This window comes from Stenotrophomonas maltophilia, from assembly GCF_013464485.1.
GTDB classification, from domain to species: domain Bacteria; phylum Pseudomonadota; class Gammaproteobacteria; order Xanthomonadales; family Xanthomonadaceae; genus Stenotrophomonas; species Stenotrophomonas maltophilia_AW.
Genome location: NZ_RAUX01000027.1, coordinates 1 through 19,903 on the forward strand (window position 1 = coordinate 1; position 19,903 = coordinate 19,903).

The 19,903-nt window shown below is 66.6% G+C and carries 17 protein-coding genes and 2 pseudogenes; 12 read left to right on the plus strand and 7 right to left on the minus strand.

Annotation, left to right across the window (positions count from 1 at the left end; all coding sequences use genetic code 11):
- Nucleotides 1–141 precede the first annotated feature (141 nt).
- Nucleotides 142–1,227 carry a D-alanine--D-alanine ligase gene (gene ddlA, locus D7Y61_RS11995; protein ID WP_180866428.1) on the minus strand — a complete coding sequence of 362 codons (1,086 nt, stop codon included), beginning with the start codon at nt 1,225–1,227 and terminating at the stop codon, nt 142–144.
- A gap of 376 nt (nt 1,228–1,603) precedes the next feature.
- Here ddlA and D7Y61_RS12000 point away from each other — a divergent pair, with 376 nt between their 5' ends.
- From D7Y61_RS12000 to D7Y61_RS12015, 4 genes are read left to right on the plus strand one after another with little or no spacing between them, the layout of a single operon-like run.
- Nucleotides 1,604–2,239, plus strand: a complete 636-nt coding sequence (locus tag D7Y61_RS12000; protein WP_180866429.1) for a ubiquinone biosynthesis accessory factor UbiJ — start codon at nt 1,604–1,606, stop codon at nt 2,237–2,239.
- Nucleotides 2,236–3,891, plus strand: a complete 1,656-nt coding sequence (ubiB, locus tag D7Y61_RS12005) for a ubiquinone biosynthesis regulatory protein kinase UbiB (RefSeq protein WP_180866430.1) — start codon at nt 2,236–2,238, stop codon at nt 3,889–3,891. Before D7Y61_RS12000 ends, ubiB begins: the two co-directional genes overlap by 4 nt.
- A 5-nt stretch (nt 3,892–3,896) precedes the next feature.
- Nucleotides 3,897–4,475, plus strand: a complete 579-nt coding sequence (locus D7Y61_RS12010) for an O-methyltransferase (RefSeq protein ID WP_180866458.1) — start codon at nt 3,897–3,899, stop codon at nt 4,473–4,475.
- A complete protein-coding gene (locus tag D7Y61_RS12015; protein WP_430543709.1) occupies nt 4,472–5,350 on the plus strand; it encodes a pseudouridine synthase in 879 nt (292 codons plus the stop codon). Before D7Y61_RS12010 ends, D7Y61_RS12015 begins: the two co-directional genes overlap by 4 nt.
- A gap of 70 nt (nt 5,351–5,420) precedes the next feature.
- Here the strand turns inward: D7Y61_RS12015 and D7Y61_RS12020 are convergent, their stop codons facing one another.
- Complete coding sequence (locus D7Y61_RS12020) at nt 5,421–5,948, minus strand: DUF2059 domain-containing protein (protein WP_005407643.1); 528 nt, start codon at nt 5,946–5,948, stop codon at nt 5,421–5,423.
- Between the two features lie 133 nt (nt 5,949–6,081).
- Here D7Y61_RS12020 and arfB point away from each other — a divergent pair, with 133 nt between their 5' ends.
- From arfB to dcp, 3 genes are all read left to right on the plus strand, one after another.
- On the plus strand, nt 6,082–6,513 hold the full coding sequence (arfB, locus tag D7Y61_RS12025; RefSeq protein WP_180866459.1) for an alternative ribosome rescue aminoacyl-tRNA hydrolase ArfB: 432 nt from the start codon (nt 6,082–6,084) through the stop codon (nt 6,511–6,513).
- A 46-nt stretch (nt 6,514–6,559) separates the two neighbouring features.
- On the plus strand, nt 6,560–7,120 hold the full coding sequence (locus tag D7Y61_RS12030) for a lysophospholipid acyltransferase family protein (RefSeq protein ID WP_258010348.1): 561 nt from the start codon (nt 6,560–6,562) through the stop codon (nt 7,118–7,120).
- A 111-nt stretch (nt 7,121–7,231) separates the two neighbouring features.
- The gene (gene dcp, locus D7Y61_RS12035; protein ID WP_180866433.1) at nt 7,232–9,388 is read left to right on the plus strand and encodes a peptidyl-dipeptidase Dcp; all 2,157 of its coding nucleotides are present in this window, start codon (nt 7,232–7,234) and stop codon (nt 9,386–9,388) included.
- 141 nt (nt 9,389–9,529) lie between these two features.
- Here dcp and D7Y61_RS12040 read toward each other — a convergent pair whose 3' ends face one another.
- Entirely contained in the window at nt 9,530–9,976 is a 447-nt protein-coding gene (locus tag D7Y61_RS12040) for a 3-dehydroquinate dehydratase (RefSeq protein ID WP_004153636.1), read from the minus strand.
- 3 nt (nt 9,977–9,979) lie between these two features.
- Nucleotides 9,980–10,381, minus strand: a complete 402-nt coding sequence (locus tag D7Y61_RS12045) for a hypothetical protein (RefSeq protein WP_180866434.1) — start codon at nt 10,379–10,381, stop codon at nt 9,980–9,982.
- 257 nt (nt 10,382–10,638) lie between these two features.
- Here D7Y61_RS12045 and lepB point away from each other — a divergent pair, with 257 nt between their 5' ends.
- Both lepB and D7Y61_RS12055 read left to right on the plus strand, forming a co-directional pair.
- Nucleotides 10,639–11,265 (plus strand): signal peptidase I, encoded by a 627-nt coding sequence (gene lepB / locus D7Y61_RS12050; protein ID WP_180866435.1) that lies wholly within the window; start codon nt 10,639–10,641, stop codon nt 11,263–11,265.
- A 121-nt stretch (nt 11,266–11,386) separates the two neighbouring features.
- Nucleotides 11,387–12,561, plus strand: a pseudogene (locus D7Y61_RS12055) (MFS transporter).
- An 83-nt stretch (nt 12,562–12,644) separates the two neighbouring features.
- On the opposite strand, the pseudogene D7Y61_RS22780 reads toward D7Y61_RS12055, so the two are convergent.
- The 3 genes and pseudogenes from D7Y61_RS22780 to D7Y61_RS12065 all read right to left on the minus strand — a co-directional run.
- A pseudogene (locus D7Y61_RS22780) lies at nt 12,645–12,746 on the minus strand (LysR family transcriptional regulator); the annotation flags it as partial.
- 474 nt (nt 12,747–13,220) lie between these two features.
- Nucleotides 13,221–14,138 (minus strand): LysR family transcriptional regulator, encoded by a 918-nt coding sequence (locus tag D7Y61_RS12060; RefSeq protein WP_180866436.1) that lies wholly within the window; start codon nt 14,136–14,138, stop codon nt 13,221–13,223.
- A 224-nt stretch (nt 14,139–14,362) separates the two neighbouring features.
- Entirely contained in the window at nt 14,363–15,331 is a 969-nt protein-coding gene (locus tag D7Y61_RS12065) for a LysR family transcriptional regulator (protein ID WP_180866437.1), read from the minus strand.
- Nucleotides 15,332–15,441: 110 nt separating this feature from the next.
- On the opposite strand from D7Y61_RS12065, the gene aceB reads away from it, so the two are divergent.
- From aceB to D7Y61_RS12080, 3 genes are all read left to right on the plus strand, one after another.
- The gene (gene aceB / locus D7Y61_RS12070; RefSeq protein ID WP_180866438.1) at nt 15,442–17,064 is read left to right on the plus strand and encodes a malate synthase A; all 1,623 of its coding nucleotides are present in this window, start codon (nt 15,442–15,444) and stop codon (nt 17,062–17,064) included.
- Between the two features lie 64 nt (nt 17,065–17,128).
- The gene (gene aceA, locus D7Y61_RS12075; RefSeq protein ID WP_004153647.1) at nt 17,129–18,430 is read left to right on the plus strand and encodes an isocitrate lyase; all 1,302 of its coding nucleotides are present in this window, start codon (nt 17,129–17,131) and stop codon (nt 18,428–18,430) included.
- A 418-nt stretch (nt 18,431–18,848) separates the two neighbouring features.
- Nucleotides 18,849–19,895: a GGDEF domain-containing protein gene (locus tag D7Y61_RS12080; protein ID WP_180866439.1), complete on the plus strand. Its 1,047-nt coding sequence runs from the start codon at nt 18,849–18,851 to the stop codon at nt 19,893–19,895.
- The last annotated feature ends 8 nt before the right edge of the window (nt 19,896–19,903 follow it).

Genomic DNA, 19,903 nt, shown 5'->3' on the forward strand with positions numbered 1-19,903 from the left:
GCACGCCGCTTCCCGGTGGAAGCCGACCTCGGTCAGCACACCATCGTCTGGTAGGTGCCTACCTTGGTAGGCACACCCTTTGTAGAGTCGAGCCATGCTCGACTGCTTTTCATGAGTCGAGCGTGGCTCGACTCTACAGATCTACAGAAGCGCCCGATCCGCTGCATGGCGCTCCAGCGCCAGCTCGATCAACCGCGTGATCAGCGTGGTGTAGTCCACGCCGCTGGCACCCCAGAGCTTCGGATACATGCTGATGCGGGTGAAGCCCGGCAGCGTGTTGATCTCGTTGATGGCGATCTCGCCCTCCGCGGTGAGGAACACATCGACCCGCGCCATGCCCGCGCATTCCAGCGCCTGGTAGGCCTGCAGCGCGATCTGCTGGATGCGCGCCTGGGTAGCGGCATCGATGTCGGCCGGCACCACCACGTCAGCGCCATTGGCATTGATGTACTTGGTGTCGTAGGCGTAGAACTCGTCGTGCACCACCACCTCGCCGCATACGCTGGCCTGCGGCTGCTCGTTGCCCAGCACCGCGCATTCGATCTCGCGGCCGACCACGGCCGATTCCACCAGCACCTTGTGGTCGTAGCGCAGCGCCAGTTCCAGCGCATCGGCGAAATCCGCGGCATCCTTGACCTTGCTCACGCCCACCGACGAACCCTGGTTGGCGGGCTTGACGAACAACGGCAGGCCGAGCTGGGCGATCACCGCATCGACATCGACCGTTGCGGCCTGATGACGGCGGATGCACAGCCACGGCGCCACCTGCAGGCCGGCATCGCGCAGCAGGCGCTTGGTCACGTCCTTGTCCATCGCAGCGGCCGAGCCCAGCACCGGCGAACCGACGAAGGGCAGGTTGACCATGCGCAGCAGGCCCTGCAGCGCACCGTCTTCGCCGAGTGGCCCGTGCACGATCGGCAGCACCACGTCGATCTGGCCGAGCGCGCTGGCCGCATCGCACGGCTGCAGCTGCCCCTGTTTCACACCCGGACGCACCGCCAGCGACGTGCCGGACCGATGCAGCGCGATACGCGACGGATCATCGGCATTGACCAGGAACGTCTCCGGCTGGCTCAGATGCCACTGGCCCTGCTTGTCGATGCCGATCAGCACCGGCTCGAAGCGTTCGCGGTCGAGCGCATCGAGGATGTTCTTCGCCGACTGCAATGAAACTTCGTGCTCGGAAGACTTGCCACCGAAGATGATGCCGACCCGGGTCCGTGCCATGGGGAATGCGATGTCCTGTGCTTGCGTGGCCTCATAGCATGAACCTTCATCGGCCCTCCGCGTGAGGCACAGATGAACCAGAAATCCATCCACGCATGGCGTGGATCTAYCGTGTCGACCAAGGTCGACACCYACCAACAKCAGCGGGAACCTGTCGAAGGCGGGGTGGGTCCGGTTGCGGGGGCGTGAGCCGCATGGATGGGGCGACCGAGCTTACATGGACGTACTTGCAGCGTCCCCCGCAACCGGACCCACCCCGCCATCCCACGGATAGCCCGCTTTTGATGTTGATCTTGCCGGCCAGCGGCCGGTGCCTCTGCGGGTGCCGGGCGGCCGCCCGGCCCAAGCCCCCCACCCACGCAGGTAGAATGCGTACATGGCTCTCTCCCTGCTCAAGTCCCTCAAGCCGGTCGCTGGCCGCGCCCTGCAGATCGCCCTGAACCGCGCACTGGCGCTGGATCCGGATACCCGCCATGCCTTGGCCAGCCTTGACGGCCGGCATATCGACCTGACTCTGGAAGCACCGTCGCTGGCCATGCGCATCAGCGTCGACGGCGACCAGTTGCGGGTCGGTCCGGTGGACACGCAGGAAGCCGACCTGGCCGTACGCAGCAGCCTGGCTGGCGTGCTGGCCCAGCTGCCGCTGCTGGCCAACGCCCGCCGCGGTAACGACAACGGCAAGGGCCGGGTTCGTGTAGCGGGTGACGCCGAACTGGCGCGCCGCCTGCAGCAGCTGGCCAAGGGCTTTGATCCGGACTGGCAGCAACCCTTCGTCAGCGTGTTCGGCGAAGTACTGGGCGTGCAGGTCGCCAACACCCTGCGCAGCGCGCTGCAGCACGCGCGCCAGGGAGCGATCGACCTGGCCCACAGCGCCGCCGAGTTCATCACCGAGGAATCGCGCGACGTGGTGCCACGTGCCGAGCTGGATGCCTTCCACGACGACGTGGATGTGCTGCGCGATGACGTGGAGCGCCTTGGCGCACGCGTGCAGCGCCTGCGGGGTGCCGCATGAAGGCCGTGCTGCGGGCCAGCCGCATCGGCCGGGTGATCCTGCGTTACCGTCTCGACGATCTGCTGCAGGGCACACCGGCCGAACGCTGGTTGCGCCTGGCCAAACCCTTCGTGCCGCGCGCCTCGGCCAGCATCGCTTCGCAGTCGCGCGGCGCCCGCCTGCGTCTGGCGCTGCAGGACCTCGGCCCGATCTTCGTCAAGTTCGGCCAGATCCTGTCCACCCGCCGCGACCTGGTGCCGCCGGACGTGGCCAACGAACTGACCCTGCTGCAGGACCGGGTCAAACCGTTCGATGGCGAGACCGCGCGCCGCATCGTCGAGGATGCGCTCGGTCTGCCGGTCAGCGAGGCCTTCGCCAGCTTCGACACCGAACCGCTGGCTTCGGCCTCGATCGCGCAGGTCCACGCGGCCACGTTGGCTGACGGCCGCCAGGTGGTGGTCAAGGTGCTGCGCCCGGGCATCGAGAAGCAGATCGACGCCGACATTGCGCTGCTCAACTCGCTGGCTGCGCTGGTCGAGCGTACCCACCCGCGCGCCGACAAGATCCGCCCGCGCGAGGTGGTGGCCGAAGTCGAGAACACGCTGGCCGCCGAGCTGGACCTGCAGCGCGAGGGTGCCAATGCCAGCGTGCTGCGCCGCTTCTGGGAAAATTCCGACGACCTGTACGTGCCGGAAGTGATCTGGAGCCACACTGCCGAGCGCGCATTGACGCTGGAGCGCGTGTGGGGCATCCCGTCCGATGACATCGCCGCGCTGGACAAGGCCGGCATCGACCGCAAGGCGCTGGCAGCCAAGGGCGTGCGGGTGTTCTACACCCAGGTGTTCCGCGACAACTTCTTCCACGCCGATGCGCACGCCGGCAACATCTGGGTCGATACCGATCCAGCGCGCCGTGCCAACCCGCGCTTCATCGCGCTGGACTTCGGCATCATGGGTCAGCTTTCGCAGGAAGATCAGTACTACCTGGCCGAGAATTTCATGGCCATCTTCAACCGCGATTACCGCCGCATCGCTGAACTGCACGTGCAGGCGCGCTGGATGCCCGACCACGTGCGCATCGATGATCTTGAAGCCGCCGTGCGCTCGGTGTGCGAGCCGTACTTCACCCGTCCGTTGTCGCAGATCTCGCTGGCCGAAGTGCTGATGAAGCTGTTCCGCGTGGCGCAGCGCTACCAGCTGACCCTGCAGCCGCAGCTGATCCTGCTGCAGAAGACCCTGCTGAATATCGAGGGCGTCGGCCGCCAGCTGGACCCGCAGATCGACATCTGGGCGGTGGCCAAGCCGGTGCTGGCGAAGATCCTGCGCGAGCGCTACAGCCCACGCCGCGTGGTGCGCGAGCTCGGCAAGCGCCTGCCGGAAATCATGACCCATGCGCCGGACATGCCGCGCCTGGTGCACGCCTGGTTGACCCAGCAGGTGGAAGGCCGCCACGAACTTGCGATGCGTTCGCGCGATCTGGTCGCGCTCGATGCCAGCCTGCAGCGGCTGCAGAAGCGCGCGGTCGGGGCGATCACCGGTGTCGGCCTGCTGGCCATCGCCGCGCTGATGTATGTGGTGCAGCCGCCGGGCTGGTACTGGGGCGACCTGCCGATGTGGAGCTGGTTGTCCGGCGCGATTGGCGTCGTTGCGCTGGCACGCGCGTGGTGGAAGTAGCCGCCATGCTGCAGGCGCTCAAGGACGAGCTGGCCCACTTCGGCGCCGACAATGACGCCCGCGAAAGCGAGCGCGGCCGGCGCATGCTCAACATCACGCCGGACACCGGCGAGCTGCTGTCGGTGCTGGTGCGCTTCGGCAACGCACGGCGGGTGCTGGAAGTCGGCACCTCCAACGGCTACTCGACGCTGTGGCTGGCCGAGGCCGCCACAGCCATCGATGGCCATGTAACTACGCTTGAATTTGCCGAGGACAAGGCAGCGATGGCGCGTGCGAATTTCGCGCGCAGCGGTCTGGGCGAGCGCATCACGCTGGTGCACGGCGATGCCGGGTCGTGGCTGGCGCAGGCCGCCGACGGCAGCATCGATCTGCTGTTCCTCGATTCGGACCGCGAACAGTACGCCGGCTGGTGGCCACAGCTGCGCCGTGTACTGCGGCCGGGGGGCCTGCTGGTGGTGGACAACGCCACCTCGCATGCAGAACAGATGGAACCGCTGCGCGTGCTGCTGGACGCTGATCCGGACTTCAGCACCAGCCTGGTGTCGGTGGGCAACGGCGAGCTGCTGGCCGTGCGCAACGTCTGACCTCCGTGCTGCCCGCGCCTGATCCGGTAGTGCCGGCCGCTGGCCGGCAACCGCGGCAATCAGGCGACCCGGAGGCAGCCGGCCAGCGCCCGGCTCTACCCCATTCAGTGCCCAGCCCCGATAATCCTGCGGTGAGCACCGAACCTGACACCCTCGCCGCGGTCGAGACCGACACCGCGCTCCTGCAGCTGCTGCACCTGGATGAACGCCTGGCCGTGGTCAACAAGCCTGCCGGGCTGATGGTCCACGACAGCAAGCTGGCCCGTGGCGAAGACGATTTCCTGGCCGACCGCCTGCGCGAGCAGCTGGGCCGCCCGATCTTCCTGGTTCACCGGCTGGACCGCGCCACCAGTGGCTGCCTGTTGCTGGCCTTCGACCGCGATACCGCTAGTGCGTTGGGCAAGGCCCTGATGGGCGGCGAGGTGTTGAAGGACTACCTGACCGTCTGCCGGGGCTGGCCGGCCGAACTCTCCTGGCGGGTCGACCACGACCTCGACGGGGGGCCGGGAAAGCCGGTGAAGAAGGCGGCGATCACCGACTTCCAGCGCCTGGCCACCGGCGAGCTGTCGGTGCCGGTCGGCGAGTTCACCAGCTCGCGTTACGCGCTGCTGCGCTGCCAGCCGCAGACCGGACGCTTCCGGCAGATCCGGCGGCACCTCAAGCACCTCTCGCATCACATGATCGGTGACACCAGCCATGGCGATGGCCGCCACAACCGCATCTTCCGCATGCAGGGTGTGCATCGCATGCTGCTGCACGCCGAGCGGCTGCGTTTCCCGCATCCGGACGGTGGCACGGTGGATGTGCGTGCACCGCTGGACCGCGAGTTCCAGAAGGCGCTGGACCTGTTTGGCTGGCAGGTGGACGACGCCTGATGCTGCTGCGGTAAGCCGAGCGTGGGCTCGGCTCTACAGCCAGCGGCCGGGCGTGGCCTGGCGCACCCCGTTATTTCTTTTCCGGCTCGTTGACGATCGCTTCCAGGTCCTTCTGCAGGTCCGCGAACAGCGGCTGCATGCGTGCCTGGATGGCCACCATCACGTTCTGCATCAGCGCCGGGGTCTTGTCCAGCAGGCTCTGGCCGGCCGCACTCTCGTAGAACTCGGCCATCGCAAGCACGTCCTCCTTGCTGAAGGTCTTCTTGTACAGGTCCACGTACATCGGCCGCAGCTGTTGCCATGACAGCGCCTGGCGCAGGGTCTGGCTGGTGCGGGCCTGGATCCGCTTCAGCTGTTCCTGCTGCTGGGCGTTGAGCTGGCGCTGGGCGGCCACCTGCTGGAACTGCTGCTGCTGCATCGCCTCGATCTGCGGCAGCATGGTGTCGATCATGCTCTGCGCGCGCGAGGCCGAGAGCAGGCGGTTGATGTCGCCGTCGGTCGGCGGCGCGGCCAGGGCGGGGACACTGGCCACGGCCAGCGCCAGCAGCAGGGCGGCGCGGCGCAGCAGGGATGGCAGGGCGGGTGCGGAGCGGGTCATGCGGAGCTTCCTGCGGTACATGGGACGGCCAGCATACCCGTAGCCAAGGCGAAGGCGGCGTGTTCGGTACCTGATCGGCGGCATACGGCGCGCGATGCGCACTCCGGCACGTGGCTGCCGCTACAATGCGCGGATGGGCAGTGGACCGGTCAGCATCAGCGCGCAGCTTGAAATCCCCGACGGCGAGATCGTCGAGCGGTTCGTGCGCGCCAGTGGCGCCGGCGGCCAGAACGTCAACAAGGTCTCCACCGCGGTGGAACTGCGTTTCGATGTGGCCAACTCGCCCTCGTTGCCCGAACCGTTGCGCACGCGCCTGCTGGCGCGGCGTGACCGGCGCATGACCGGCGAAGGCGTGCTGGTCATCGACGCGCAACGTTTCCGTACCCAGGATCGCAATCGCGAGGATGCGCGCGAGCGGCTGGCGGCCTTCATCCAGGCCGGGCTGAGCGTGCCCAAACCGCGCAAGGCCACCAAGCCGACCCTCGGGTCGAAACTGCGTCGTCTGGACGCCAAACGCGGGCGCGCGCAGATCAAGCGCGGGCGCTCATCACGTGACTGGGAGTGATTGCTTGAACAAGCCGACTTCGTTGCTGCCGGCCGTGCCGCCGCAGATGCCGCAGGTCAAACCCAACGCCTTCCTGCGCTGGCTGGCGCGCTGCACCCTGCGCATGGGCGGCTGGAAGGTGATCGGCACCCTGCCTGACATTCCCCGGCTGGTCTTCATCATCGCGCCGCACTCGTCCAACTGGGACGGCCTGTGGGGCATGGCGGCCAAGATCGCGCTGGGCATGAAGGTGAAGGTGCTGGGCAAGGCCTCGCTGTTCTGGTGGCCGCTGGGTCCGCTGCTGCACAGGCTGGGCGTGATCCCGCTGGACCGCAGCTCGCCGCAGGGCACGGTGGGCCAGGCGGTGGACCTGTTGCGCAACAACGACAAGATGTGGTTCGCCATCACCCCCGAGGGCACCCGCAAGGCGGTGAAGGACTGGAAGGCCGGCTTCCTGAAGATCGCCCGGATGGCCGACGTGCCGATCCTTGCCGCGTATTTCCACTATCCGGAAAAGACCATCGGCATCGGCCCGCTTTTCACGCCCAGCGGCGATGACGCCGCCGACATGGCTGCCATCCGCGAGTTCTACCGGCCGTGGATGGGCAAGACCCGCGGCACGGTCTGAGCCGGCCGCAGGCCGCTGCAGAGACGCCACGTCCGGCACATGCCGGGCGCGCGCGACAGGAGTAGGGTGGAGGGCTGGTATCCCGTACCGTCTGCCCAAGGAGTGTTTTACATGTCGCGTACCGTAGTCCTGGCCGCCGCCATCAGCCTGGCGCTGGCGGCCTGTTCCGGCAAGGAGTCCACCCCCGTGTCCGATGCCCAGAAGACCCCGGCCCAGCAGCCGGCCGAAGCCTCCACCAATCCGCTGCTGAGCGCCAGCACGTTGCCGTTCCAAGCGCCGCAGTTCGACAAGATCAAGGACAGCGATTACCTGCCGGCCTTCGAGGAAGGCATGCGCCAGCACCTGGCCGACGTGCGCAAGATCGCCGACAGCAGCGAGCCGGCTACCTTCGACAACACCATCGTGGCGATGGAGCGCAGCGGCGAGACCCTGAACCGCGTGTCGCGCATTTTCTTCGGCCTGGTCCAGGCCGATACCAACGATGCGCGCCAGAAGATCCAGGAAGAGGTGGCACCGAAGCTGGCCGCGCACCAGGACGAGATCAACCTTGATCCGAAGCTGTTCGCGCGTGTGAAGTCCATCTATGACCAGCGTGACACGCTGGAACTGGACCCGGTGCAGAAGCGCCTGGTCGAGCACTACTACGACGGCCTGGTGCGCGCTGGTGCACAGCTGTCCGACGCCGACAAGGCCTCGCTGCGCAAGCTCAACGTGGAAGAAACCACACTTTCCACCCAGTTCCACACCCGTCTGGTGGCCGCCACCGCCGCTGCGGCCGTCGTTGTCGACGACAAGGCCAAGCTGGCCGGCCTGGACGAGAATGCGATCAACAACGCTGCCAACGCCGCCAAGGATCGCAAGCTGGATGGCAAGTTCCTGCTGCCGCTGCAGAACACCACCCAGCAGCCGGTGCTCGGCTCGCTGAGCGACCGAGACCAGCGCGCCGCCGTGCTGAAGGCTTCGGAAACCCGCGCCGAGCGTGGCGATGCCAACGACACCCGGCAGACCGTGCAGCGCCTGGCCCAGCTGCGCGCGCAGAAGGCCAAGCTGCTTGGCTTCGATACCTTCGCCGACTACCAGCTGGGCGACCAGATGGCCAAGACCCCGGCCGCCGCGCTCAAGCTGCTCACCGACACCGTGCCGGCGGCCACCGCCAAGGCGCGTGCCGAAGCCGGCGAGATCCAGAAGGTGATCGACGCACAGAAGGGTGGTTTCCAGGTCGCTGCTTCGGACTGGGACTTCTACGCCGAGCAGGTGCGCAAGGCCAAGTACGATCTGGACGAGTCGCAGATCAAGCCGTACTTCGAGCTGGACAATGTGCTGCAGAACGGCGTCTTCTACGCCGCCACCCAGCTGTACGGCATCACCTTCAAGCCGCGCACCGACATTCCAACCTACAACCCGGACATGAAGGTGTACGAAGTGTTCGACAAGGACGGCACCTCGCTGGCGCTGTTCTACACCGACTACTTCAAGCGTGACAGCAAGTCCGGCGGCGCCTGGATGGACGTGTTCGTCGAACAGGACGGCCTGACCGGTGCCAAGCCGGTGGTCTACAACGTCTGCAACTTCACCAAACCGGCCGCCGGCCAGCCTGCGCTGATCAGCTTCGACGACGTCACCACCCTGTTCCATGAGTTCGGCCATGCGCTGCACGGCATGTTCTCGAACGTGAAGTACCCGTCGATCGCCGGCACCGCCACCTCGCGCGACTTCGTCGAGTTCCCGTCGCAGTTCAACGAGCACTGGGCGCTGGACCCGAAGGTGTTCGCCAACTACGCCAAGCACTACAAGACCGGCGAAGCGATGCCGCAGGAACTGGTCGACAAGATCCTCAAGGCACGCAGCTTCAACCAGGGCTATGCGACCACCGAGTACCTGTCGGCCGCACTGCTGGACCTGGCCTGGCACACGCAGAAGGCCGACGCGCCGCTGCAGGATGTCGGCGCCTTTGAAGCCAGCGCGCTGAAGAAGTTCAAGGTTGACCTGCCGCAGGTGCCGCCGCGTTACCGCACCACCTACTTCGACCACATCTGGGGTGGCGGTTACTCGGCCGGCTACTACGCCTACTTCTGGGCCGAAGTGCTGGACCACGACGCCTACCAGTGGTTCACCGAACACGGTGGCCTGACCGCCGCCAACGGCCAGGAATTCCGCGACAAGATCCTCTCGCGCGGTAACAGCGTGGAGCTGTCGACCCTGTACCGCGATTTCCGTGGCAAGGATCCGTCGGTGGAACCGCTGCTGAAGTTCCGCGGCCTGAAGTAAGAAACAGAAAACGGCGGGGGCAACCCCGCCGTTTTTCCTTGTGTAGCGTCGAGCTTGCTCGACGTTTTTGTAGAGCCGAGCCATGCTCGGCTGCCTTTCCAGGAAAACCAGTCGAGCATGGCTCGACTCTACAGAAGCGCGTCACGTGCCCACGTGCACGCGATTGGCCTGCTCGGCCAACCCCAGGTGGTCCAGCGCGATATCCAGCGCCAGCACATAGCTCTGCGCACCATACCCGGCCGCAATGCCCAGGCGCTGGCCGACACCGGCCGGCAGGCACGGCTCGGCCACCGCACCGTCGTCATGCACTTCCACATAGGCGTTGTGCAGGTACGGCAGCAGCCGCTGCAGGCGCAGGCTGTTGGCACACGCACCCGGATCGAGCAGGGTCACTTCGCCGCGGCTGTGGTCGGCCACGCGCAGCGCATCCAGCAGTTCCTGTTCCGAACCGCAGGCACGGATCGCCACGCTGGTGCCGGCGTCGATCGCACGATGCACCAGCGATTTCAGTACCGGTGCCGGCAGCGGCATGGCCGTGCGGATCAGCGCGCCGGCAGCTTCCGGGCCACGGATGATGAAGATCGACATGGCTCAGCCCTCCTGCGCCAGGCGGCGGCCGACAATGGCCAGCGACAGCGGATAGCCGGCCTGCTGGCTGCGCTGGTCGATCACCACCGCGGACGGGCCGTGCTGCAGGTGCAGGCGCGCATCCAGGCCACGCTCGCTCGGGGCCTGCAACTCGATGTACTGCGCCGGCAGCCGTTCCAGCGCCGCCTGCAGTGCGCCACCTTCGGCCTGCCACTGCGCTTCGTCGGCCACGCCGACGTCCAGCAGCACCCAGTCGGCCGAGCGCGCCTGCGGCTGGCACAGGCATTGGCGCACTTCGGACAGGCTGGCGCAGTCGCTGCACAGCACGCGATGGCCGCTCAGCTGCGCCGGCAACTGCGGGCGCGGCGCCGACGGAGACGCGTGGCGGATCACCAGGAGGGTCATACAACACCTTGCGGAATGCGCCCTGCGGCGCGGTGGACACACGATGCGCGTGCTGCCCGTAAAGGTGCGATGCCCGTGGCCGGGTGCGCGCGTAAAACCTGCGTAACCCTTCCTGTAGAGCCGAGCCTACGCTCGGCTGGCGTGCACCTACGCTCGAAGAGCAGCCGAGCGCGGGCTCGGCTCTACAACAAGCCGGCGCGGGAACCTCTTCGGCCCGGATGTGGTCAGATGCCGATACCACCCACCCGGAGCCTGCCATGGACGCTGTTGCCCGCCCTCCCTTTTCCGAACGCGCGCTGGCCTGGCTGAAGAAGGAGGCGCTGCCGCTGCTGGTGATGCTCGGCCTGCTCGCCGCCGCGCGCGATACCCTGGCCAACCACTACGTGGTGCCGAGCGGTTCGATGCAGCCGACCCTGCAGCCCGGCGACCGGGTGGTGGTGGACATGCGCGCCTATGGTCTGCGCCTGCCGTTCACCGGCAAGGAACTGCTGGCCACCGGCACCCCGCAACGCGGCGAAGTGGCGGTGTTCGACTCGCCGGCCGATGGCACCCGCCTGATCAAGCGCATTGCCGCGGTGGCCGGTGACCACGTGCAGATGCGCGAGGGCCACCTGAGCATCAATGGCCAGCCGTTGCAGATGGCCGACCTGCAGGACGTGGAAGCCTTCGGCGAGCGTCGCGCCCGCCTCGACCTGGACATGGGCGGTGGCCCGGACATCGCCGATCTGGTGGTGCCGGCCGGCAAGCTGCTGGTGCTCGGCGACCACCGGGGCAACAGCTTCGATGGCCGCTTCTTCGGGTTTGTCGACGCCGACAAGGTCTATGGCCGCGCGGTGGCGGTGTACTACCGCCGTGGCGACGGCTTCGAGTGGCAGCGCCTGTAAGCTGAATTGATACTTTCCATGTATCAATCATGATCCAACAGGTTATGGATCGACTGGATGGACGGGCCTAGTCTGGGCCCGTTCCTCTCCACCCGGCCGCCCCCACCGGCCCATCGATCCCATGACTGGCGAAACCGCGGCGGCCGTTGAGGGCCGTCCTTCCACTCTCGATACCGGCACCGACACCCGCATCCAGCAGGGCACGCCGGCCTTCCGCCGCACTGCGCTGGCGCTGTTCCTCGCCGGCTTCTCCACCTTCGGCCTGCTGTACACGGTGCAGCCGCTGCTGCCCGAATTCAGCCGCCACTTCGGTGTGTCCGCTGCCGGCAGCGCGATGTCACTGTCGCTGACCACTGGCACGCTGGCGGTGGCAATGCTGCTGGCCGGGTTGCTGTCCGACGCGGTCGGCCGTCGCCCGCTGATGATCGCCGCGCTGCTGGCCTCGGCCATGCTGTCGCTCAGCACCGCGCTGGTGGACAACTGGACCACGTTGCTGGTGCTGCGCACCCTGCTCGGCCTGGCGCTGAGTGGCGTGCCGGCGGTGGCAATGACCTACCTGGTCGAGGAAATGGACAGCCGCGCGCTGGGCCTGGCGATGGGTCTGTACATCGGCGGCAACGCCATTGGCGGCATGAGCGGACGTCTGCTGGCCGGCATCATCGCCGACCACTGGGGTTGGCGCTGGGGCATCGGTGTGGTCTCGATCATCGCCATCGCCAGCACCGCGCTGCTGTGGCTGCAACTGCCGCCGTCGCGGCATTTCCAGCCCCGGCGCGGTGGCCTGCGCCAGTTGCCGTCACGCTGGCGCACGCTGTTCGCCGACCCGGGCCTGCCGTGGTTGTTCGCTACCTCGTTCGTGCTGATGGGCGTGTTCGTCACCCTCTACAACTACCTCGGTTACCACCTGCTGGCACCGCCGTATCACCTCAGCCAGACCGTGGTCGGGTTGATCTTCAGCGTGTATCTGGTGGGTACCTTCAGTTCGGCGTGGATGGGCCAGCAGGCCACGCGCTACGGCCGTGGCCGCATCCTGTCGATCTCCTTCGCGCTGATCGGTGCCGGCATCGCGCTGCTGGCGATGCCGTGGCTGGGCACGATGGCGCTGGGCATCGCGCTGGTGACGTTCGGCTTCTTCGGTGGCCATTCGGTGGCCAGCAGCTGGGTGGGGTCGGTGGCTTGGCCTATGCGGCCTGGGACTGGCTGGGTGTGTGTGTGTTCGCCGCCGTGCTGACCCTGATCGGCGGTGGCATCGTCTGGGCGTTGCAGCAGCGCGCCCCGCAGCCGGTGACGGCCTGATCCAGCGCCTACGGTAGAGTCGACTGTTGGTCGACTGCTCTTCGATCAGACCGCAAAAATCCCGCGCTGCGCGCGAAAGTCGACTAACAGTCGACTCTACCGGCRAACGCCGCGCGCAGCAGCGTGGCGAAATTGCGGATCAACGGCGTTACCCGTTTCCGATGCCAGGCCAGCTGCACCTCCGATAGCATCGGCGCCTGCCGAGGTAGAGTCGACTGTTGGTCGACTGCTCTTCGATCAGACCGCAAAAATCCCGCGCTGCGCGCGAAAGTCGACTAACAGTCGACTCTACCGGCDAACGCCGCGCGCAGCAGCGTGGCGAAATTGCGGATCAACGGCGTTACCCGTTTCCGATGCCAGGCCAGCTGCACCTCCGATAGCATCGGCGCCTGCCGAGGTAGAGTCGACTGTTGGTCGACTGCTCTTCGATCAGACCGCAAAAATCCCGCGCTGCGCGCGAAAGTCGACTAACAGTCGACTCTACCGGCDAACGCCGCGCGCAGCAGCGTGGCGAAATTGCGGATCAACGGCGTTACCCGTTTCCGATGCCAGGCCAGCTGCACCTCCGATAGCATCGGCGCCTGCCGAGGTAGAGTCGACTGTTGGTCGACTGCTCTTCGATCAGACCGCAAAAATCCCGTGCTGCGCGCGATAGTCGACTAACAGTCGACTCTACCCGCGAATGCCGAGCGCAGCAGCGTGGCGAAATTGCGGATCAGGGGTGTCACCCGTTCGCGATGCCATGCCAGCTGCACTTCCGAATGCGCACCAGCATCGGCCAGTGCCACGAAGCGCGATCCTTCCACCCGGATGTGATCGCACGACGACGGCAGGATGGCCGCGCCCAAGCCCGCGGCGGCCAGACTGATCAGCGTTGAGGCTTCACCCGCTTCCTGCACGATGCGCGGCGTGAATCCGGCAGCCGCACACAGCGCGATCATGTGGTCGTGGATGCCGGCGCCGGCACTGCGACGGAACGCCACGAACGGCTCCTGTGCGAAATCGTGCAGCGACAGTGTGCCCTGCTTCGAGAGCCGATGCAGGGCAGGGTGGCCGGCATGGACGATTAACGCCAGCGGATCGACGAACAGGCTGTGCGCCACCAGTTCCGGCGGCAGCGCGCGCTTGCGGATGATGCCCACGTCCAGGCTGCCATCGAGCAGCGCATCGATCTGCTGCAACGTGTTCATCTCGCTCAGCTGCAACCGCACCTGCGGGTATTGCTGCCGGTAATGCAGGATCGAGCGCGGAATCTGCGGCGACAGCGGCGTGGCCCGGGTCAGCCCGATGTGCAGCTCGCCCTGCTCGCCGCGCTGCGCGCGCTGCACCTCGTCCACCGCCGCTTCCACCTGCTGCACGATGGCGCGCGCACGTTCCTGCAGCAGCTCGCCCGCAGGCGTCAGCTGCACCCGGCGATGGCTGCGCACGAACAGGCGCGCGCCGATCAGTTCTTCCAGCTGGCGGATCTGCTGGCTGAGCGGCGGCTGTGACATGCCCAGCCGCTCGGCCGCCTGGCCGAAGTGCAGCGTGTCGGCAACGGCGAGGAAGTAGCGAAGGTGGCGGAGTTCGATGGACATGGGGCCAGTCTATTCATCGCCAGCGGGAAATGGGGTCGGAAGTGGGGGTCAGATCCCGTTGCGCAGCGGCGGGCTTTGACCCCGGTGGATCGAAGGCATCCACGCATGGCGTTGATCTACCGTGTCGACCAAGGTCGACACCCACCCCGCCATCCCACGGAATGCCCGCTTTTGACGTTGACGTTGATTCGGCAGGTGCAGGGCGCAGCCCTGCCGAGCACCTCTCACCGCTCTGAATGCCCGCTCTGGTCGTAGTCGCGCGGACTGAACAACTCCGGCTGGATCAGCTCGATGAACGCCCGCGCCTGCGCCGACAACGCCTTGCCACGTCGCACGATCACGCCATAGCTGCGCTCGGGGAACCAGCGCTTCATCGAGCGCGCCGCCAGCCGCTCGTGGTCGGCCTCGTTCAGGCACAGCGCCGGCACGATGGAAATACCCATGCCCATCGCCACGTACTGCTTGATCACCTCCCAGCCACCGACCTCCAGGGCTACGGTGTAGGCGATGCGATGGCGCTGGAACACCTGGTCGACCAGGCGGTAGGTGATCTGCCGCTTCGGTGGCAGCACCAGCGGATGGCGGGCGATGTCGGCCAGCTCCAGCTCGCCACCGCTGGCCAGCGGATGATCGTGCGGCGCGATCAGCACCTGCTCGAAACGGTAGGCCGGGGCGTAGCTGAGGTCGGCCGGCACATCGGTCATCGAACCGATTGCGAGGTCGGCGGCATCCTCGCGCAGCAGGTCGGTGCCATCGGCGCTGATCGCGTTGTGCAGGGTCAGGCGCACGTCCGGATGGTGCGTCCGGAAGCGTTCGACGATCTTCGGCAGCAGGTACAGGATGGTCGAGCTGTTGGCGGCGATGTTCAGCTCGCCGGCGTCCAGCCCGCGCACCTTGTCGCGAAAGCGCGCCTCCAGCCCATCCAGGTTTTCCACCAGCGGCTGCGCCATTTCATACAGCAGTTGGCCCTCGCGGCTGGGCACCAGCCGTCGCCCGCTGCGCTCGAACAACGGTACCCCCAGCTCACGCTCCAGCGCCTGCAACTGCAGGCTGATGGCGGGCTGGCTGACAAAAAGCGCCTCAGCCGCCCGTGAGACCGAGCCCAGGCGCACCGTCTGGCAGAACGCGCGCAGCGGCTTCAACCGGTCGGATTTGTAGGAAAAACGCGGACTTGGCGAGGGGCGCGTGGTCATGGCGTTACAAGTATTAGCACAATTTATGTAGAGCATTGCAAAAACTGTTTTGCCAAATACTCGGCCCCGGCGGCACCGTGGAGACGTTCCCCCATTGCTGGAGTCGCCTCATGTCCGCCGTCGCTTCCGCTGTTCCCACTCCTGCCAGCAAGGCCACCCCCGGTATCGCCCTGGCGACCCGCGTGGCCGGCCAGGACACCGTGCTGCCGGCGCCGCTGCTGGCGCTGCTGGTGTCGCTGCACCGCGCGGTGGAACCGGGCCGGCAGGCACGGCTGCAGGCACGCCGCGAGCGCCAGGCGTTCTTCGACCAGGGCGGCCTGCCGGATTTCCGCGATGACACTGCCGCCATTCGCAGCGGCGACTGGACCGTCGCGCCGCTGCCGGCCGCGCTGCAGGACCGCCGCGTCGAGATCACCGGCCCGACCGACCCGAAGATGGTCATCAACGCGCTGAACTCGGGCGCCAAGGTGTTCATGGCCGACTTCGAGGATTCGACCTCGCCGACCTGGCGCAACCTGCTGGCCGGCCAGCAGTCGCTGGCGGCAGCAGTGCGTGGTGATCTGGAATTCACCGCCGCCAATGGCAAGCACTACACCCTGCGCCCGTACGACGAACAGGCCGTGCTGATCGTGCGCCCGCGCGGCTGGCATCTGGACGAGAAGCACGTGCGCATCGATGGCCAGTTCATCGCCGGCGGCCTGTTCGACGCGGCGGTGTTCGCCTTCCACAACGCCCGCACCCTGCAGGCCAAGGACCGCGGCCCGTACTTCTACCTGCCCAAGCTGCAAAGCATGGAAGAGGCGGCGCTGTGGGAGACCGCGCTGTCGCACATCGAAGGCATGCTCGGCCTGCCGCACGGCCAGATCAAGGTGACCGTGCTGATCGAAACGCTGCCGGCGGTGTTCGAGATGGACGAGATCCTGCACGCGCTGCGTGACCGCATCGTCGGCCTGAACTGCGGGCGCTGGGATTACATCTTCTCGTACCTGAAGACCTTCCGCCGCCATGCCGACCGCGTGCTGCCCGAGCGCGGCCAGGTGACCATGACCCAGCCGTTCCTGAAGGCGTACTCGGAACTGCTGATCCAGACCTGCCATCGCCGTGGTGCGCATGCGATGGGTGGCATGGCCGCGCAGATCCCGATCAACAACGATGCCGCCGCCAACGAACAGGCGATGGCCCGCGTGCGCGCGGACAAGCTGCGCGAAGTCACTGCCGGCCACGACGGCACCTGGGTCGCGCACCCGGCGCTGATTCCGGTGGCGATGGCCATCTTCGATGAGCACATGCCTACCGCGAACCAGCACAGCGTGCTGCGCCAGGACGTGCGCGTCGGTCGCGATGAGCTGATCGCGCGGCCACCGGGCACCATCACCCGCGCCGGCTTCGAAGGCAACGTGGAAGTCTGCGTGCGCTACCTGGCCGCATGGCTGGATGGCAACGGTTGCGTGCCGATCCATCACCTGATGGAAGACGCGGCCACCGCCGAGATCAGCCGCAGCCAGCTCTGGCAGTGGCTGCATACGCCGGGCCAGCAGCTGGACGATGGCACTGCGATCGACCTGGCCCTGCTCGACGCCACGCTGGCGCAACTCCCGGCACGGCTGGGCGATACCACTGCTTTGCCCGGTGGCGCCCGCATCGGCGAAGCCATCGCCCTGCTGGGCGAACTGAGCCGCAGCAACGAACTGACCGATTTCCTGACCCTGCCGGCCTACGCGCGCATCGACTGACCGACTGCCCGCCATCCCGCCGTTTCCCTCCCCGCTGCACGCACGAACCGAACTGGAGAAAGACATGAGCAAGCTGCCCACTGCCGAACAGATCCAGCACGACTGGGATACCAACCCGCGTTGGGAAGGCATCCAGCGCAACTACAGCGCCGCCGACGTGGTGCGCCTGCGCGGCACCGTCCACATCGAGCATTCGCTGGCCCGCCTGGGTGCGGAGAAGCTGTGGGCGTCGCTGCATGAGCGCGAGTTCGTCAACGCGCTGGGTGCACTGACCGGCAACCAGGCCATGCAGCAGGTCAAGGCTGGCCTGAAAGCGATCTACCTGTCCGGCTGGCAGGTGGCGGCCGACGCCAACCTGGCCGGCCAGATGTATCCGGACCAGTCGCTGTACCCGGCCGATTCGGTGCCGGCGGTTGTCAAGCGCATCAACAACACGCTGCTGCGCGCCGACCAACTGCACCACGCCGAAGGCAAGGACGATATCGATTTCCTGCAGCCGATCGTGGCCGACGCCGAGGCCGGTTTCGGCGGCGTGCTCAATGCCTTCGAACTGATGAAGGCGATGATCGAGGCCGGTGCCGCCGGCGTGCACTTCGAGGACCAGCTGGCCTCGGTGAAGAAGTGCGGCCACATGGGCGGCAAGGTGCTGGTGCCGACCCGCGAGGCGATCGAGAAGCTCAATGCCGCGCGCCTGGCCGCCGACGTGCTGGGCGTGCCGACCCTGCTGGTGGCGCGTACCGATGCCGAAGCCGCCGACCTGCTGACCAGCGACATCGACGGCAACGACAAGCCGTTCGCCACCGGCGAGCGCACCGTGGAAGGGTTCTACAAGACGCGCAATGGCCTGGACCAGGCGATCAGCCGCGGCCTGGCGTATGCGCCCTATGCCGACCTGGTGTGGTGCGAGACCGGCAAGCCGGACCTGGAGTTCGCCCGCAAGTTCGCCGAGGCAATCCATGCGAAGTTCCCCGGCAAGCTGCTGGCCTACAACTGCTCGCCCAGCTTCAACTGGAAGAAGAACCTGGACGACGCCACCATCGCCAAGTTCCAGCGTGAACTGGGCAGCTACGGCTACAAGTTCCAGTTCATCACCCTGGCCGGTTTCCACGCGCTGAACTACGGCATGTTCAACCTGGCCCACGGCTATGCACGCCGCCAGATGAGTGCCTTCGTAGAACTGCAGGAAGCCGAGTTCGAAGCCGCCGAGCGTGGCTTCACTGCGGTCAAGCACCAGCGCGAGGTCGGCACCGGCTACTTCGATGCGGTCACCCAGGCGATCCAGCAGGGCCAGTCCTCGACCACTGCACTGACCGGCTCGACCGAGGAAGAACAGTTCCACGGCGGGCGCAGCGAACGCGCCGCGTGATCCGTAATGCCGGCCGATGGCCGGCAACCATGTGATCCTCCGGGCACCACAGGGAAGCCGGCCAGCGGCCGGCTCTACCGAAGCCTCGAAATCCGATCAGGGTGGCCAGGGAAGGGCCAGACAACGCCGGCCGGTCGGGGGACCTGCCGGCGTTGTTGTATCGATGGAACCGCTGCGAATGCGGGCAGCGTCAATCCGGCGCACCCCGTGTGCCGGCAACTTGGCCAAAACCCTGTGAAACCCGGCATCGAATTGATCCAGCAGGGGTTTTGCCCGGACACCCGTGACCAGAACGGGCCACCACCGATCTTCACATCAATCAAGATCGGCAGAGGGGTCAAAATGAGATAGGGCGCACACTTTAAAGCGGTGCTATGCTCCGCGGCTCACCAGGGGACGCTGGCGGCGGGTGCAGGGAATGACCGGCAGGGGTGCGGCCGAGAACAGTGATGTGACGACAGGTATCGCCCGGGTGGCGATGGCCGAGATCGTGCACGCGCTGCTGTCCGATGCCGAAGTCGCATTGTTCGCCAGATTCGCCCGTCCATGCAAGCTTCATGCCGGACAGTGGTTGTTCCAGCGTGGGCATCGCGGTGAACGGATGTATGTGATCCTCGAAGGCCAGATCGAACTGGACTTCGGCGAGGACCTGGTGATCAAGACGCTCGGCCAGCATGAGTTCTTCGGTGAGCTTGGCCTGCTGGTCGGCGATCACCTGCGCAGCGCCAGTGCACGTGCGCTGGCCGACTGTGAAGTGCTGGAGCTGGGGCCGGCCGATTTCCATCGGCTGGTCGAATCCGATCCCGGCCTGGTCGCCTATTTCCTGCGCCGCACGATCATGCGCGTGCTGACCAACGAGCAGGCCCTGATCAGCCAGTTGCGCCGGCGCAACCATGATCTGGAAACCGCGCTGGACAACCTGTACATCACCACCCACCAGTTGACCCACACCCGTGAGCTGGTGCGTACCGATGAGCTGACCGGTCTGCACAACCGCCGCGGCCTGACCCTGTATCTGCAGGAATGCCGTGCCGATGGCGATGGCGATGGGCAGCCGCAGGCACTGCTGCTGATCGACTGCGATCGCTTCAAGCAGATCAACGATCGTCACGGCCACCAGGCCGGTGACCGCGTGCTGCAGAGCATGGGCAACATCCTGCGCTCGATGGCCGGTGAGCAGGACCTGGCCTGTCGCCTGGGCGGTGATGAGTTCTGCCTGATCCTGCGCCGTGGCAATCATGAGATCGTGCAGCACGCGGCCGAGTTCATTCTCAGCGCGGTGCACGGCCTGCTCGAGCGCAACCATGGCACGCCGCACGTCAGCCTGGTCAGCATTGGTGCCAGCCTGCTGGCACCGGAAGCAGGCTGGAGCGAGTGGTACGCCCATGCGGACCGTGCGCTGTACCAGGCCAAGCGCGATGGTGGCAACTGCCTGCGCTGGGCGGTTGATCCGGACGGCCCATAGGGAGATGC